The following is a 16,006-nucleotide window of genomic DNA, read 5'->3' as shown; positions in this document are numbered from 1 at the left end:
CTCCTGCCTTCGGCCCGCTCCGCCCCGGCTGCGCCGACGCCCGCCCACTGTGGATAGGCCCGGAGGTCATGAGTCGATCACCCGACGTACGCGGCCCACGGTCAAGGACATGCCTCCGGCGGGGGATCGGCCGGCACCGGGTGGGAGGGGGCCCCGTTCCCGGCTGCGGGCCCATCGTGGTGAGCGTGGTGGGCTCCCATCCCGTCCACCGTCGACCCAGGCAGAGCCGAGCAGACGCGGCCCATGGCGTCCAGGTCGTTCGTACAGTGGCGCGCTCCACCTGGACGCCATGAACCACGCCCGCTCCACAGACGTGTGGGTCGACGGCGGACGGGATGGGAGGTGGGGTGGGTGGTAGGTCAGGGGTCGATTGTTGTGTCGCGGACAGCCGAGTGCAGGCAACACTCAACACGGCTTCTACTGATCTTTGACTACGGACTTGACGTTGGTGGGGTGAGTTCGAGGCCGGTTCCGGCCAGGAATGCCAGGAGGAGTTCGGGGTGGCGCTGGATGTGGCGGAGGGTGCTGCGGGCGGCCCGGTGCAACTCGTCGATCGAACGGAACGCCCGGTTCGCGATCTTCTCCTTGGCGTGCGCCCACAGCAGCTCCACCGGGTTCAACTCCGGTGCGTAGGACGGCATCTGGATGATCGTGAGCCAGTCCTGCCGCTGCGCGTACTGCTTCACGTGTCTGCTGATGTGGCTGGAGTAGTTGTCCCAGACGACGGTGACGGGCCCGTCCAGGCGGCGGTGGAGCAGCGCGAGGAAGCGCGGGAAGTCCTTCTTCGTGTAGCCGCCGGACGGCTTGATCGCGTAGATCAGCCGGGGCTCGACACCGTCCTTGAAGCACACCCAGGCGACCATGCTGATCTTGTCGTTGCGCTTGCCGGACATGCGCAGCACCGGGGTGTGCCCGGCCTTGCCCCAGGTGCGGCGGACCGGGCCGTTCAGCCAGGCTCCGGCCTCGTCCTCGAAGCAGATCCACCCGCCGAGGGCTGTGACATGCGCGGATGGGATGCCGCCGGCCACGTCTCCGTGCGCCATGCGGCGATCGCCTCCTCGTTGCGCTCGACGGCCCGCACCTTCGGCACCTGCCAGGACCAGCCCAGACGGTCCAGCAGCCGCCAGACCCCCGAGACCTCGTACGTGACGTCGAACCGCTCCTCGATCAGCCTGCCGATCCGCGCCAGCGTCCACCGCTGGTCCTCCCAGCCGTGCTCCATCGGACCGGCCCGCAGCAAGACCTCCAGCTCCGCTTCCTGCTCGGCGGACAGGTACGAGCTGCCGCCCGGCCCTCTGGACAACAGCGCGTCGCTGCCGCCCTCCCGCCAGGCCCGGTGCCACAGGCTGACCGCCTGCCGACTGACCCCGAGCACCTCCGCGACCTTGCTCTGCCGCATCCCTTGTTCGAATAGATCGGCCGCCTGCAAACGCCGCCGCTCCGCCTCAACCAGGCTCAGATGCCTGCGAGTTCGAGTCCCCATACATCTGGTATGCCGCACATGACCGACTCGTCAACCACGGCCTCAAAGATCAGTACAGGCCTCCCCTACCTTCTTCGCGTAGACGTCGTGCGAGACGTTGCATCACCTCATCGCATCGAGCAAAACCAGGACTCGCCGCGTCGACTCTGAGTACAGTTTTGCCCAAACATTGGGCTAGCTGGGAGTGGTCACGTTGGGGGATTTCTTGGTCGGTGTACTTTCATCGATCGCTGCTACATGGCTAGGCTTGGTTGCCGCATTTTTGTGGTCAGGACGTTTCCGCTGGATGCTCATAGTAGCACTGTCGCGGCTAAGTTCGGGCGATTTCGGCCAATCATGGACAGACAAAAAAGCCGCAGAAGCCGATATATCCAGAGAGCTCCGTCGAGCCAGAAACGTTGCCCTACTCACAGGCAGAGGCAATGAACTGCAGCGAGCGACTTTCGATCAATTCCTGAATAGGCGGACCGCCACAGGAAGCAGTCCGAACATGCGAGTCCTTCTGCCTTGTACTGGGTCGGGCCCAAGTGCCAAGTGGACACTCGATCGCGAAGCAGAGCTCGCCACGTTCGATAGAAGTTTTGGCAACGGACAGCTTAATCGGCAAATCGAAACGAATATCTCACATTTGGAAACTCACCAACGTGATGGGCTTGTTGAGATACGGCGTTACGACTTTCCACATCTGGGTCGCATACTTCTGACCGATCGCGTCGCCTACTTCACACCCTACTCAAGCGATTCACACGGTCGCGATTCAAAAGTGCTCAAGTATCCGGCAACTTCTCCAATGTACGGCTCCTTTGCTCGCCTATTCGAAAAAGTGTGGGAATCGTCCAGCATCCATATTTCTTGATTTAATCGCCATCCTCCGAAACGAGCCCTCTTGTCTTCCGTAGATCGCACCGCGCTTATCGTTACGGCACTACCCGTCGAATACCTCGCCATCCGTTCAGGATTGACCAAGATCGAGACTGGAATTCACAGGGATGGGACCCGCATAGAGCTCGGCACTTTGGCGGACACGGAGTGGCGGGTAGCACTCGTACAATTGGGCCCTGGTGTCATCAACGCTGCCGCGACCACAATGCAGGCTATCGCGTGGATCGATCCAGAGATCATGCTCTTTTCCGGAGTGGCCGGAAGCCTGAAATCTGATATTTCCATCGGAGATGTTGTAGTCGGCACTAAAATTTATGGTATCCACGGTGGTAAGGCTTCAGCGGAAGGATTCTCCGTAAGGCCAGAAGTCTGGCATGCTTCCTATAGACTTTTGCAGGCCGCAATGGCAGCCCTCCGGGAAGATGTGCGTGTACATTACAAGCCGATTGCCTCTGGGGACGTTGTAATCGCAGGTGAAGAGTCTGAGTTGCGAGAGCTTCTGCGAGGGCACTACAACGATGCCTGCGCCATCGAAATGGAAGGCTCTGGAGCTGCGCATGCCGCCCATGTAGCAGACGACCTCCCGACCCTTGTCGTCCGGGGGATCAGCGATCTTGCTGACGCAGAAAAGGCGCAACATGACGCAAAAGGAACACAAGAGAATGCATCGGTTCGTGCGGCTGAGGCGATTTTCGAGATTTTGAAAGTGCTATCGACTGACAGCAAACCGCAAGTTGATGCTGGAGCCAGGCCCGCAGACCAGTGGCTTGCCTGTGTCATTGAGTGGGCAGCCGGAAATCCCCCCAATAGGGAGGTAAGCCTGGATGATCTCGTACGAGATTCAGTCCAGGAGTGTTTGCAGGACAGCGAAGTAGTGCATCAAAGCCGGGGGTGGTCCGGTGAGATACTGGTTTCTATTGCCGTGAATGGATCGTCCAGCCAACTTGCCTATGAGCGATTCTTGGAAACCCTGGACACTGCGGCAACTAGGGCCTTTCCGCATCTGCAAGCTTTGTCGCGGCCGATCTTGTGGATGTCCGCACATCGAGGGGCGGGCAAATTGCACGGGGAAATCTTCAATGGAGAAGTCCTGACAGAACTCAACGCGTACCGGCAAAGCCCAGCTCTGAGAGATGCACTGTCCGGACGTTCCTCGCTGCTTGCTACTATTTGCTCCGATGAAGTATTCGAGTCTCGGACGCCACACGTGACACGAGAACGCGAAATCGGCTCATGGGTATCACTCGATGTTACGACGCAGGTCCGTCCACGCAGAATGTGGCTCAGGATGAAGACTCGTCTCGAAACTCACAAGCAGGCTGTACTGGTGGGTGCGGCCGTTAGCGCAAGTGACGATCTTCCTGAATCTGTTATCAGGAGTCGGATCAATCTTTTGGTTCAAGAGATCTGCGCGAATGCATCGGAATCCGGGTCGCGGTACGATTTGGAACTTCGGACGTGGGGGCGGGTTGGTTTCGCCATTGTGGCGACGAATGCCCGCCCTGAACATGTCTTTGTCAGTTATATAATTCCCCGACTGGCTAGAAGCCTAGCTGTGGAAAACATGGGTAACAGCAACGCGCTGCGAATCGTTCTAGGGGTGCATTCAGGATCCCACAAAGGCCAGGTTTGCGAGGATGACCTTGTTGTTGCGGACAGGTTGATGCGGACCCTGTTGCAATCCGATGGTAGCTGGTCTCAAAGACCCGATCCTGTTCTTTGCCTTATTTCCACCACTGCTCGATCAGCAGATCCGGGGTGTTTTGAGGATTACATTGACCCATCTAATTACGTACAGGTACCAGCCGAGGGATACGAGGAGCAGCTTGACAGTTGGACTTACGTTCCATATGCGCCGCGAATGAGTGGGAATTGACGGACAACTCAGTCATCACTGTCATCCCTCATATATTCAGTTCTCCGACAGCATTCACTGCGTGTCTAACTGCGTGACAACCGCGACGCACAGCCGCGAACACCCGTGGACGCCAGCGGACCATCAGCACAGGTGACAGGCGCAGCAGCCCAAGGGCATAGGGCTGCTGCAGGACTAAGCGGTCCTCGTGCCACAGGCGTGCCACATCGTGCGGTCAGCCACGGTCAACGACGTCTCGTAGCAGTCGAGAAGCACCGATTATCCGGGTTACTGCCACAGCCGTAGCGACCTGGGCGGACATGCAGAAGACCACGTCCGCCCTTACACAGCAGCGATCCAGCTTTCAGAGACCAGAGCCTTGCGATCAGTACGGCCTCGGGACCTTGTGGGCATCCAGCGCGGCCGTGTACCGCGCCAGCAGCTCATCGAGGTGGGCCAGCAGAAGGCCGGCGGTTTCCCGTGCTCCGGCGAGGTCGCCCTGGTCGCAGGCTTCAACGACTTCGGCAACTTCGCTGCGGATGATGGAGAGAGTCACCCTGGATCAAGACGCCGGGGAACCGACGGGGTGGCAGTCGCACCACAGCGTTGTTCCCACCGTCCGTGAACAGCTCTGCCTCAACGCGTTCCATCGCACCATCCAACCTGACATCACCAGCTGACATCAACGAGGTCGGACGCAGGCAGTCTTGAGCAACCGAAGACGCCCGACGAACGAGGGCCCAAGAGCTCCAGGGCGGCTGATGGAGCGAACTCCTAAAGCGGTGGTCAGCGCGAGTGCTGTACAGCAGGGAAGCAACCACCACAACCACTCCCGAACGCCAGCGGCCCCAGGCGCCCGTTTGACGTGCCCAGCAGTCCTCAGCCCGTATTTCACGTCGAGGGGGTTGTTTGTCTGTCGACGGAGGTCAACGACCCGTTGGGCGTGTGAGTCCGTGGCCGAGCTGCTGCCGCTCGGCGAGCCAATACTCGGTGCGTTGGTAAGCACGGCCTTCAGGAAGAAGGTCAACAAGCTGGCTACCACCGAACGCGTTGCGGCCCCGTGTCCTCTTCTGCAGGTCACCCTGGACTGCACCGATCGCTGTCCGGAGCTGCAGCATTGCCAGGTCCAGCAGATAGAGATCGAGCTTCTCGCGGCCGAAGTAAAGAAAGCCTCCGTCCGGATAGAACACACGCAGCCCATACCCCACTGACCCAACCCCGGTCTCTGGAGTGAGCAACGCCCTGCCGGTCGAGATATACCAGTCTGATAGGGCGATGGCATCTGGCGTCATGAGCTGATCAAGACGCTCGTCTACATGTTCGAAGGGGTCACGGACATCCTTCGTCAGCCGGATGATCTCCGCGTCAGCAGCCTTGCCCAACAGGTCACGCAAGTGCTGGCCTCTCCGCCGAGCGAAGTCGCGGGACTCCTTCTGGGTCTTGTGGTGTGGGTACTGATGGACACCTCCAGGGTGAAGGATCCGCTGGACGATGATCGCCGCAAACAGAGCAGCTTGCAGCGCCGACCATACCTTCGCATCAGTTGGTGAGCACTCAGCCGCGGCCCGTCGCCAGGCGAAGGCGATGTTGTTGTTGACGATGCTGGCCTGCCGATTCAGCTCGTCTAGGTACACCGTGTCCCGCAGTGCCTCGGATGCGACAGGGTCCGAGCCCTTCAGTGAGCGCACGGGGATACGTCGCTGTCCCAGGTGAGGGGTCGAGACTCTGTCCGCCATGGATTGAGCATCCCTGAGGCGAGCCGCGCAATCCAGCGATTTCAATGTGCTTGAGCTTCCAAAGCTGATAATGCCTATCGGCCTGCCCGTTCGTCCGGGCTGCGGCGCTGGGGCGCCGGTCCCGGCCGAGCGGCAGACCACCGGCGAGGAGACGCCGCGGACAGCAGAAGGCCCCGCACGTCGTCCGCCGGGGGAACGGTGACGTGCGGGGCGGGACCCGGCCAGCCGTGGGAGTGTGCTCGTGCCGCGATGGGCCGGAGTTCTTCGGGGTGGAGCGGTCAGGCAGCAGACGAGTTGTGACGGGCGTTCCCCGCCTCTTGTGTCAGCGTCTCGGCGTGCTTCGCCATCTCTGCCGCAAGGCCCGACACGATCAGTTCTGCCAGCATCAGGGCCGCTTCGGGGCGGATGGTGCCGAGGCGTACCAGGCCGTCGCCCGCGACGTTCACGTCCGCCGCGAGGCCGGGGAAGTCCGGCTCCAGGCCCAGGGCGGTCAGCTGTGTGGCCAAGGCGCCCGCTCCGCGTCGAGCCTGTGCCCAGCCGCGGACGTAGGGGACGTCCGGCATCAGGTTCTCGGCGCGTTTGGCAACGACTCCCCGTCGGTCGGTCATGGTGTCAGTCCTTTCCCGCGTGGTGTTCGGCGGTTCCGTCGCCGCTCTCCTCCAGACGCCGCAGGCCCGCGGCCAGCGCCAGACGCAGCAGTTCGGCCAGGCGTTCGGCGGTGACCGGCGAGACGCGGCCCAGTTCGACCAGGCCGTGACCGAAGGCATTCAAGTCGGCTCGCAGGTACGGGAAGTCCTTCTCCAGGCCGGCACGGAGCAGAGCGTCCCGGAGAGCGGTCGTGGCGTTGCGGGCGGCGTACCAGTCGTGGCTGTTCAGAGGGGACCAGGCGGCAGCGTCGTGGTCATGGAAGGTGGCCTCATCCCGCATCGGTCGGGATCCCCTCGTGGATCTGGAGCGCGAGGGCAGTCACAGACGGATAACGCTCGCTGTACCGGTCCACACGGACGAGCAGTTCAGCGGCGGCAACCAGCATGGTGGCCAGGGCGACCGGGCGCAGCGGGTTGGCGATGGGCCGCCGGGTCGGGGCCCGGAGCCACTGGTAGCGGTCACCGCTCATGGGCATGGGTCCCGGGACGACGACTACCGAGCCGTGCCCCAGGTAGCGGTACGCGGGTGGAGTTCCCTCTTCTTTCGTGAGGTAGTGCGTGAAGGTCTCCTGGCTCCGTGAGCCGAGGAAGAAGCCCACGCGCCGGGCCTTGTGGTCGAGTACCACCGGGCCGAACGGCAGCCCACGGCGCAGAAGCTGGTCGAAGGTCTCCATGCCAATCTGTTGCTCGACCGTCACCACGTCGAAGAAGCGGCCGGCTGACAGCGCGAACGGTGTACGGGGATCACCCGCCCAGATCGCCCGGCACTCGGCCGGATCGTCCGCCGCCGCGGAGAGCCATTCGACGCCCCTCGTGGTCATCCTCTGCACGTCATCTCACCTCGGTCAGACTCGGTCGCGGCCGCGATGCCGCCCTGCATCCAGACTCAAGGTCAGCCTCCTGGCCAGGGAAGATGACGAGGGGTGACGGGGGATGACGCGTCACCCGCAGACGCGTCATCCCCCGTCAGGGGCCAACCGCCGCCGATCTCCGGTTACTTGCAGCGCTCAGCGGTGAACCGCGCGTACATTCGGACGCGGGGCGCAGAGTCACAGGCCCCAGCAGTTGCACCAGCGCACGCACGGGGGAGGGAACGGTCACGTCTTCCATGCAGCCGACGAGCGTTCGTTTACGACAGGCCCGTACGGATCGGGGCTGGAGTCAGCCGCGGTTGGTGCGCGAGTTGCGTCAGGTCGCGGCTCGCCGCGGGCACCAGCTCCCGGCGGACGCCAGTGTGAAACGGCGTATCGCCAGTTGGGAGAACGGCCACAGTGTCCCCGACGACTTCTACGGCCCGCTCCTGTGCGAGGTGTTCGGGCTCAGCGCCGCCGAGCTCGGGCTGAACCACGAGAGCGGACGGGATACGTCGCTCATGGACGTCAGCTATCCGGCGAGTCCCGATGACGCGATTGAAGCAGTCGGCCAGCTGTGGCGCGCCGATCTCAACCGGTACGAACCTCTCATACAGGCCGAGCCGTCCGAGCCCGCGTGGAACGAAGCGTCTCTCCGGTGGCTGGTGGCGCCCGAGCCGGCGATTCCCCGGCAGCGCAAGGACGGGACGCACGTCGGTCTCGGAGACGTGGCCGCCATCAAGACCACCGCGGACATGTTCGCCGAGTTGGACGACCGTTTCGGCGGAGACCACGCACGGCACGCGGCCATCCAGTACCTCAGTACCGAAGTGGCGCCGCTCCTGCGCGGGCGGTACACCGAGCAGGTTGGTCGAGCCCTGTTCTCCACCGTGGCGGAGGCGACGCTCCTCGCCGGTTGGATGTCGTACGACGCCTGCCGTCACGGCCTGGCACAGCGGTACTTCCTCAAGGCTCTGCGTCTGGCCCAGGACGCCAACGACCGCCGGCTCGCCGGAAGCATCCTGTCGGCCATGAGCCACCAGGCGACGTTCCTCGGTCGTTACACGGAGGCCGCCACGCTCGCCCGCGCCGCACTCATGGGCATCTCACCCGTGGCCACGCCGACCCTCCGTGCTCAGTTCCACGCCATGGAAGCGCGCGCACTCGCCAGAACCGGCGACGTACGCGCCTGCGAGGCAGCCTTGAGCGCGGCCACGAAGGCGCTGGAGAGCCGGAACAGCGACGACGAGCCTGAGTGGATCAGCTACTTCGACGAGATCGAACTTGCCGCCGAGGCCGCCCACTGCTTCCGCGACGTCAACAGCGCCCGCCAGGCCGTCACCCACGCCGAGAACGCCATGAGCGGCAGCCACGTGCGGAGCGACTTCTTCGTGACCATGGTTCTGGCCGACGCTCACCTACGTGCCGGAGACGTCGAGGAGGCGTGTCGCGTCGCACTCGATGCTCTCGACCTGGGGGAACAGCTCAAGTCGGCGCGTTGCGTCAGCTACCTTGCCGAGTTCCGGCAGAACCTCGCAGCGGCCGACCACGGCACGGGCGTACGGGCCTTCACCGAGCAGGTCAGAGAACACAGGCTGTGGATCGCCTCCGACCCTCACGTCAGCGTCTGAGGCCCGGGACACACGCAGCCAGCGTTCAGAACGGGCCCCACTCGTTCCGGCCCTCCCCGGTGCGCAGGGACCGCATCCGCCGAGCAAATTCGGCGGCGGACCGCTCGCTCACCGTGACCTGGTGGCCCAGCCACGCGACCATCATCAGCTCCCGCAGGTCAGCGAGCGTCTCGTACCCCGGCCAGTTCATCAGGTCGAAGCCGTAGCGGTGGACGAACTCCGTGTACTCCGCTTTCGAGTGCCAGCCGTAACGGTCGTAGTAGATCGCCGTCAGGATCAGGTCCCACTCGCGTGGGGCGAGGACAAAGCCGTCCAGGTCGATGAAGACCGCGTGCCCGTCCCGGTGGCGGAGGACGTTCCCAATGTTGGCGTCCCCGTGGATCAGGCCGAAGGGGAGTACGAAGTCCAGCCGGTCGTAGTCCTTGGCGAGCCTGGCCGCCCGCTGCTCCAGGAACTCCCGGTCCTCCCCCGCGACGCCGTCCAGCCCTTCGAGGGACGCCGACAGCTTGGCCAGCGGGTCGAAGTACGGCAGGCCCAGCGATTCCGGCTCTTCGAGCCAGTGCAGGCGGCGCAGCAGGTCGGCCAGTTCGCCGACGGTGGCGTACTCCTCGTTCTCCTGGACGCTCTCCCAGAAGGTCACCACCAGGCCGCCGATGACGAGCGGCTGAGCGACCCGCGCCGGCACGCGGTTGGCAGGGAAGTCCTGTGCTTCCAGCCATCGGGCGACGTTCACCGCCCGGTCCATCTCTTCGAGGAGCGACGGGTCACGGGCGATGCGCACGATGATCGGTAACGACGCCAGGCGGTACACCGCGTTCGATCCGAGGCGCAGCAACTCGGCGCCGCGGGAGTCGAGTCCGGCCGTCGCGCAGGCTTCCCGGAGGACGGGCGCCAGGCCCTCCGCCGTGAACTCCGTACCGCCGTCCGGTCCCTCGCCGCTGCCCGAGATCATGCTTCGACGATACGGGCCGGACCCACCACCCAACAGGCCGCTCGCGTAATAGGGGCGTAATGATCTTCCTCAAGGGTCGGTCATCAGGTGTCTCCGGCGCAGGTCAGGGTGCCAATCGGCTTCCGTTCCCACCTGGCCTCCGGAGCCGTGTGCGCAGGTTCGAATCCTGCCGGGGGCACCCTGTATGAGGTGCCTGAAGACCCCGCCATCAGCATGTTTGCTGAGTGCGGGGTCTTGTTATGTGTGCAGGCGACTGCCGCCGGAAGCAGCCGTTTGCCAGTGATCACGTTGTAATAGCGTGTTGATCTTGGAGGGCTTCGCAGCACGTCAGACGGTGTTCCGAGACCTCTGAGCGTATCCCCGTGGACCATGCACAGGACCACGCTGATGCAGTGCATACCACCCAACCGCTCCCGGCGGGAGCCCCGTAGTCCTCGGCCCGCCAAGCTCCACGGCGACAACGGGCACAACTACAATCGCCTGCGCCGACGCCTCCGCTCGCGGAATGTCAGGCCGCACATCGCCCGCAAGGGCGTCGAGTCCTCCCAAAGACTGGCCGTCGCCGCTGGGCTGTGGAGAGAACGGTGGTCTGGCTGGCCGGAGGCCGCCGCTCGCACCGCCGCTGCAAGCGCAAGCCGGGAACCTCCTCGCCTTCGCCGACATCGCCGCCACCCTCATCTGCCACCGCAGGCGGGGCGGTCTCCCCCGCGATAATTCGATGGCGCGCGCGGAGCGGTGTGTCCACCCTGGTCCGCGTGGCAGAACCCAAGCACCAGATTCGAGCCCTGCACACGGACTCCACGATCACCGTCTACCAGGCGTACGCGCCGGAGATCGGTCTGCCAGCGGCCCGAAAGGGCCGTTTCCCAGCAGTGTGGCAGCGGGACAGGATGACATGGATCAAGCCATCGTTCCTGTGGATGATGTACCGCTGCGGGTGGGGTACCAAGGAAGGCCAGGAAACCGTCCTCGCCGTCGAAATCACCCGGGAAGGCTTCGAGTGGGCACTGGAACACGCCTGCCTGTCCCACTACGAACACGGGCTCCACGCTGACCGCGCCGCATGGAAGCGCCAGTTGAAGCGGACCCCGGCCCGGGTCCAATGGGACCCCGAACGCGACCTGCACCTTCAGCCGCTTCCCCACCGGTCGCTCCAGCTCGGCCTCACCGGCGAAGCCGCACGTCTCTACGCCGACGAGTGGATCGTTTCCATCGTCGACATCACCCCGCTCGCCCACACGATCCACACCCATGTACGGGACGGAGACCTGGACACGGCCCGGCAACTCCTGCCCCATGAACGCCTGTACCCCGTGAACGACGGAATCCTGGCCCACCTACACCAATGAACCAGGCCCCGCTTATCGAGATGTTCTTTACTGACTTCGGCTCGTCAGGGTGATCTCTCGCGAAGTCCCTGACAAGGCCGGGGTGGTGGCCCTGTTCCGTGGTGTGTGAGGTATGCGGATGGAGGCGGGCTGACCCCTGCAGGGCGTCAGCGCCGTGAGTCGGTACGACTGCAGGCGGCCGAACTGTTCGAGCAGAAGATCAAGCCGGCGGAGGTTGCCCGTCGGCTGAGAGTGAGCCGGAAATCGGCCTATCAGTGGCATCAGATGTGGCGCGACGGCGGCGGCCGGGCCCTGGCGTCCCGTGGTCCGAGCGGTTCTCGGTGCCGTCTCTCCCCGCTCTGCCTGGAGAAACTCGCCGCGTATCTCGAACAAGGGCCGGCCGCGCACGGCTGGGTCGAGGACCAGGTGTGGACCGCTGCGCGGGTGGCCACATTGATCGGCAGGAAGTTCCACGTCTCCTACAGCGTCTCGGGTACCACCCGGTTGATGCACCGGCTCGGCTTCAGCCCGCAGGTGCCCGCACGGCGGGTGGCTGAGCGGGACGAGCAGGCCGTCAAGGCATGGAAGGAGGCGACCTGGTCGGAGGTAAAAGAGCCCGGGCGGCCTGCGGGGGCTACATCTGCTTCGAGGACGAGGCAGGCTTCACCCGCCGGCCGCCCAGAGGACGCACCTGGGGCCGACGCGGCCGCACCCCGGTAGTGACGGTGAGCGGGAGGCGCTCGGGGCGTCTGTCGGTAGCCGGGCTGATCGCGATGCGTCCCGGCTCACGGACCCGGCTGTGCCACCGCCTGCGCACCCACCCCGCGGGCAAGGGCAGACGCCGCAGTATGGGCGAGCGTGACTTCATCGCGCTGATCGACGGCACCCATCAGCTCGTCAAGGCACCGATCGTGCTGGTGTGGGACCGGCTCAACACCCATATCTCCCACGCCATGCGTGAGCTGATCGCCGAGCGCGACTGGCTGACGGTGTTCCTGCTGCCCGCGTACTCGCCTGACCTGAACCCGGTGGAGTGGGTGTGGGCGCACGTCAAGCGCAGCCTGGCCAACCTCGCCGTTGTCGCCCTCGACCGGCTCGAGACGCTCGTACGCAACCGCCTCAAACGCCTCCAGTACCGGCCCGACACCCTCGACGGCTTCATAGCCGGTACCGGCCTGACCCTCGACACCCCGGCCTCCCTCTGACATACAGGGGCCTCACTGAGACCGGTCTGTTCATCGACGTCCAGACGGGAGCCGGATGAGTTGTTGTCAGGCGTCGCGCCACCACGGGGGTCGGATGGTCTCGTTGCCGTCGGCGGCGCAGTTGACGCCGTGGACGACCTCTGAGCCGGCCAGGTCCCAGCCGACGATGCCGTTGCCCTGCCGGGCCAGTTCCACCAGGCGGGCGCGGTGGGTTCCGCTGCCGGTGTTCACGTCGCACGTCTCGACACTGGTCCAGGAGCGTCCGTCCAGGGCGGCGGTGATCGCCACGGCGGGCAGGACGATGCCGCCGAGCAGCAGTCCGGCGATCCACAGGGCGTCGGCGGCACGCTGGGGGGCGGTCTCGGCCCGGTTGCCGGTACGGCGGCCCGTGGTGTGCTCACGGCGGCCGGTCTTGTAGTCGACCATCACCCCCACCCGCAGTACGTAGGAGGCCAGGCCGGTGGCCAGGCCCCAGCCCAGGCCGTTGAACGCACCGACGACCACCCCCAGGGCGGCCGGAACTACGGCGGCAGTGGCCGCGGTCACTGCCATGGGGGTGTCCCGATGTCTGAGGGCGCCGCCCCTGGCTGCGAAGTGGGCGTAGGTGGCGCGCGAGATGACCACGGCCAGCACTGTGGCCAACAGGGCCTCGTTCAGGAACATGCCGCTTGGGATGTCGGTCCAGTTGCCCGGCCCCATGGCGATCAGTGCGTCCCTGGCCGCGTCCCCGCCGCCAAGCGTCCAGGCCAGCTTGAGCGCCGGGACCGCGAGCACCACCGCCAGCAGCATCACGTGCCCCGCCCTCTCCCGGTAGTCCCCGGAAGCCTTCTCCTCACTCATGCGACGAGTCTCACGGACCGCCCGCTACCGGCAAGGTCCGACACACGTACACACCTACGTCACCCTGACGAGCCGAAGTCAGTAATGGCGTCGTAAGACGCTTGGCGGTGTCTCATAGTCAAGCGTCCTGGGCGGGGGCATGTGGTGATCCGTAGTCGCTCCCGAGGCCTGACCTCTCAAGACAGAGCCGGCCCCACATGCCTTCCCACTCTGTGAAGCAGCGCCGGGGGTGGCGGGGCCGGTCCGCCACGGCAGCTGTAGTTCCGATCATGGTTGGTCGTGAAGACGGTGTCGCCGCTGGTGGCAGGCTTGGGCGGTGGCTTGATGGTGTCGGCGCCAAGCGGTCCAGTGCAGGACGTGTTCGCGGTCGCGGGCGAGTGGCGGCAGAACGAGGCTGCGCAGGAGGCGTACGAGTTCCGGGCAGGCCAGCGGGACGAGCCGGGAGACCCTCGCGCTGACGGTGGTGCTGGGTGTCATGGCGTGCAGGGTCAGTGCGAGGACGGCGGCGGCGATCAGAGAGAACAGCGACCAGCGCATCCAGGAGTTCCAGCAGGTGACCTGGCCCTGGTCCAGGCCGGTGAAGCCCTTCGCGAGCTGGAAGGTTTCCTCGATCTTCCAACGGCGGCAGATGATCTCCACGAGGGCGCCGAGGGCCACGTCGCCCGGTGCCCAGCAGCGGAAGTAGGAGGTCTCGCCGGTGTAGCGGTGGCGGCGGGCGACGAGCACGCTCATCCCGTCCGACTGTCGTGCGCCGTCCGGGGCGTCGTCGGTGCGGATGTCCAGCCAGGCCCAGTCGTACTCGCGTCTACCCTTGGCCCCGTCGCCGGTCTGCCGGCGCATCCACTGCCCGGGGCGGACCTTGTTGAGCATCTGGCGGGCCTGCCTGCGGCGGCCGGCCCCGTCGGTCACCGGGTGGGTTGCCGGGACGCCGACGGTATAGCCGAGACCCAACTGCCGGATCTGTGCTCGTAGTTCGCGGCCGCAATACACCTCGTCGGCGGCGAACCAGCGAGCAGGCACTCCGGCTTCGAGAGCGTCGGCCACCATCCGTGCCGCCTGCTGGCGCTTGGTGGCGAAGTCGATGTCGTCGGGGACGCCGGCCGCCTCGCGCCGCTCGTCGTCGGCGGCCCAGTCGGCCGGGAGATACAAGGCCCGGTCGATGATGACCCGCATCGTCGGCGTGACCGCCGCCAGATGCACCGCGACCTGGCACAGACCCACACCGCCAAGAGCGCCGGAGTACTGCCGCCCCGCCCCCACACAGCCGGTCGAGGACTTCGCGTCCCCGGTCTCGTCCACCACCAGCACCACGTCCTGATCGACGAGTTGGTCGATGGGCGGACCTGGTAGTGGTCCAGGCCGCACTCGTTCTTCGCGACCTGGAACGATTCCTCGATGGCCCACCTGGCCGCGGCGACCTTGACCAGGTCCTTCAGACGGGTGGCGACGGGGCCGTAGCAGACGTAGTGGGCGATGTCGGTGGGGTCTTTGACCGAGCGACGGGCCAGGACCCAATGGCCGACACCGTCCTCCCACACGGGGCGGATCGCCACCCGGGCCCAGTCGTAGACGCGCTCGCCGTGGGAGCCGGGGCCACCGGACAGGCGCTTCCAGGCCTGCCGGGGCAAGGCAGCGACCAGCTCGTCCACCCGGACCTCACGCCAACCGGTCGTGATCACGGTGTCGTTGACCCTGGTGGCCAGCACATAGCCGACCCCGCGCTGTTCCAGCCACACACGCAGGTGCTTGACCTGCCCGTACGCCTCGTCCGCGGTCACCCACGCGAACGGCACCCCGGCATCGATCGCGCGCTGCAGCATCCACCGGAAGTGCTCGTTCTTCGTCGCGAACGGCACTTCGTCGGGTATGCCGGCCGCCCGGCACCGCTCACGGTTGTCCGTCCAGGACTTCGGCAGGTACAGCTCCCGGTCGATCAGCGCCCGGCCCTTCGCCGACGCGTACGCCAGGAACGTGCCGACCTGGGAATTCTCCGTCCTGCCTGCCGTCCCGGTGTACTGCCGCTGGACGCCGGCCGACCGCGTGCCCTTCTTCAGGAAGCCGGTGTCATCACCGATCAGGATCCCGTCCGTGGCACCGATGGTCTCCACGACGAAGTCCCGCACGTCGTCACGGACACCGTCCGCGTCCCAGTCCGCCTCGCCCAAAAAGCGCTGCATCCCGATGGGATGCCCCTCACCCGCACGCTCTGCCAGCGTCCACCCGTTTTTCCGTTCCAGCGGAGCGATCAACCCCGCCATATACGTCAGGGCCCGCGCCCGAGGCTCGGACCTGGCAAAACGCTCAGCGAACCGTTCGTGCAGCCCGGACAGCATCCCCTGCCAGGCCTCGATCTGCCCCACTCCGAGATCCACAGACACGGCAGAACACAACCACAGTCACCGGCAGAGCTCACAACTGCCCTACCAGTAACTGTGGTTGCAGTACTAGGGCGTGTTTCGAAAGTGCTGGTCACAGCCACTCGTTGATGGCTGCGACCAGCACGGTCGCCTCGTAGCGGACGGCGAGCTTGTGAAGTTCCACCCTGATCGTGGACAGCGGTTGCTTACGCTGCGGGGGTGAAGTCCTGCTGCAGTCT

The 16,006-nt window shown here is 65.2% G+C and carries 12 protein-coding genes and 4 pseudogenes; 5 read left to right on the top strand and 11 right to left on the bottom strand.

Annotation, left to right across the window (positions count from 1 at the left end):
• Window positions 1-431: 431 nt before the first annotated feature.
• Together ACFSL4_RS31315 and ACFSL4_RS31310 are read right to left on the bottom strand one after the other, a co-directional pair.
• On the bottom strand, window positions 432-1,043 hold the full coding sequence (locus tag ACFSL4_RS31315; RefSeq protein WP_381090383.1) for an IS630 family transposase: 612 nt from the start codon (window positions 1,041-1,043) through the stop codon (window positions 432-434).
• Window positions 947-1,483 carry a winged helix-turn-helix domain-containing protein gene (locus tag ACFSL4_RS31310; protein WP_381090380.1) on the bottom strand — a complete coding sequence of 179 codons (537 nt, stop codon included), beginning with the start codon at window positions 1,481-1,483 and terminating at the stop codon, window positions 947-949. The genes ACFSL4_RS31315 and ACFSL4_RS31310 overlap by 97 nt, the downstream gene beginning before the upstream one ends.
• A gap of 886 nt (window positions 1,484-2,369) precedes the next feature.
• Between ACFSL4_RS31310 and ACFSL4_RS31305 the strand changes: the two genes are divergently transcribed.
• Window positions 2,370-4,241 carry a 5'-methylthioadenosine/S-adenosylhomocysteine nucleosidase family protein gene (locus ACFSL4_RS31305; RefSeq protein WP_381090378.1) on the top strand — a complete coding sequence of 624 codons (1,872 nt, stop codon included), beginning with the start codon at window positions 2,370-2,372 and terminating at the stop codon, window positions 4,239-4,241.
• Window positions 4,242-4,605: 364 nt separating this feature from the next.
• Here the strand turns inward: ACFSL4_RS31305 and ACFSL4_RS31300 are convergent.
• The 5 genes and pseudogenes from ACFSL4_RS31300 to ACFSL4_RS31280 all read right to left on the bottom strand — a co-directional run bounded on the left by ACFSL4_RS31300 (window position 4,606) and on the right by ACFSL4_RS31280 (window position 7,424).
• Window positions 4,606-4,870 (bottom strand): annotated as a pseudogene (locus tag ACFSL4_RS31300) (DUF6959 family protein).
• 276 nt (window positions 4,871-5,146) lie between these two features.
• Window positions 5,147-5,908, bottom strand: a complete 762-nt coding sequence (locus tag ACFSL4_RS31295; RefSeq protein ID WP_381090375.1) for a hypothetical protein — start codon at window positions 5,906-5,908, stop codon at window positions 5,147-5,149.
• 326 nt (window positions 5,909-6,234) lie between these two features.
• Window positions 6,235-6,564: a hypothetical protein gene (locus tag ACFSL4_RS31290; RefSeq protein ID WP_381090372.1), complete on the bottom strand. Its 330-nt coding sequence runs from the start codon at window positions 6,562-6,564 to the stop codon at window positions 6,235-6,237.
• 4 nt (window positions 6,565-6,568) lie between these two features.
• Window positions 6,569-6,883, bottom strand: coding sequence for a hypothetical protein (locus tag ACFSL4_RS31285; RefSeq protein ID WP_381090369.1), 315 nt, complete (start codon window positions 6,881-6,883; stop codon window positions 6,569-6,571).
• Window positions 6,873-7,424: a bifunctional DNA primase/polymerase gene (locus ACFSL4_RS31280; protein ID WP_381090623.1), complete on the bottom strand. Its 552-nt coding sequence runs from the start codon at window positions 7,422-7,424 to the stop codon at window positions 6,873-6,875. Before ACFSL4_RS31280 ends, ACFSL4_RS31285 begins: the two co-directional genes overlap by 11 nt.
• Before the next feature lie 413 nt (window positions 7,425-7,837).
• Between ACFSL4_RS31280 and ACFSL4_RS31275 the strand changes: the two genes are divergently transcribed.
• A complete protein-coding gene (locus ACFSL4_RS31275) occupies window positions 7,838-9,085 on the top strand; it encodes a hypothetical protein (RefSeq protein ID WP_381090366.1) in 1,248 nt (415 codons plus the stop codon).
• 25 nt (window positions 9,086-9,110) lie between these two features.
• Here the strand turns inward: ACFSL4_RS31275 and ACFSL4_RS31270 are convergent, their stop codons facing one another.
• A complete protein-coding gene (locus tag ACFSL4_RS31270; protein ID WP_381090364.1) occupies window positions 9,111-10,037 on the bottom strand; it encodes a phosphotransferase enzyme family protein in 927 nt (308 codons plus the stop codon).
• 390 nt (window positions 10,038-10,427) lie between these two features.
• Here ACFSL4_RS31270 and ACFSL4_RS31265 point away from each other — a divergent pair.
• The 3 genes and pseudogenes from ACFSL4_RS31265 to ACFSL4_RS37720 form a co-directional block, all read left to right on the top strand.
• A pseudogene (locus ACFSL4_RS31265) lies at window positions 10,428-10,728 on the top strand (IS5/IS1182 family transposase); the annotation flags it as partial.
• A 64-nt stretch (window positions 10,729-10,792) separates the two neighbouring features.
• Entirely contained in the window at window positions 10,793-11,386 is a 594-nt protein-coding gene (locus ACFSL4_RS31260) for a DUF4291 domain-containing protein (protein WP_381090362.1), read from the top strand.
• Between the two features lie 105 nt (window positions 11,387-11,491).
• Window positions 11,492-12,570, top strand: a protein-coding gene (locus ACFSL4_RS37720) for an IS630 family transposase (protein ID WP_465269771.1) whose coding sequence is annotated in 2 segments (ribosomal slippage) — window positions 11,492-11,993 and window positions 11,993-12,570 — 1,080 coding nt in all. Because the reading frame shifts where the segments join, the coding sequence is not laid out codon by codon here.
• Window positions 12,571-12,636: 66 nt separating this feature from the next.
• On the opposite strand, the gene ACFSL4_RS31245 is transcribed toward ACFSL4_RS37720, so the two are convergent.
• From ACFSL4_RS31245 to ACFSL4_RS31235, 3 genes and pseudogenes are all read right to left on the bottom strand, one after another.
• A complete protein-coding gene (locus ACFSL4_RS31245) occupies window positions 12,637-13,410 on the bottom strand; it encodes a hypothetical protein (RefSeq protein WP_381090359.1) in 774 nt (257 codons plus the stop codon).
• Between the two features lie 267 nt (window positions 13,411-13,677).
• A pseudogene (locus ACFSL4_RS31240) lies at window positions 13,678-14,745 on the bottom strand (IS701 family transposase); the annotation flags it as partial.
• Window positions 14,746-14,747: 2 nt separating this feature from the next.
• Window positions 14,748-15,788, bottom strand: a pseudogene (locus ACFSL4_RS31235) (IS701 family transposase); the annotation flags it as partial.
• Window positions 15,789-16,006 lie beyond the last annotated feature (218 nt).

Origin of the sequence: Streptomyces caeni, from assembly GCF_042678285.1 — a bacterium.
GTDB classification, from domain to species: domain Bacteria; phylum Actinomycetota; class Actinomycetes; order Streptomycetales; family Streptomycetaceae; genus Streptomyces; species Streptomyces caeni.
The sequence above is the reverse complement of the archived record's forward strand: the minus strand, read 5'-3'. Positions and strand labels throughout refer to the sequence as shown.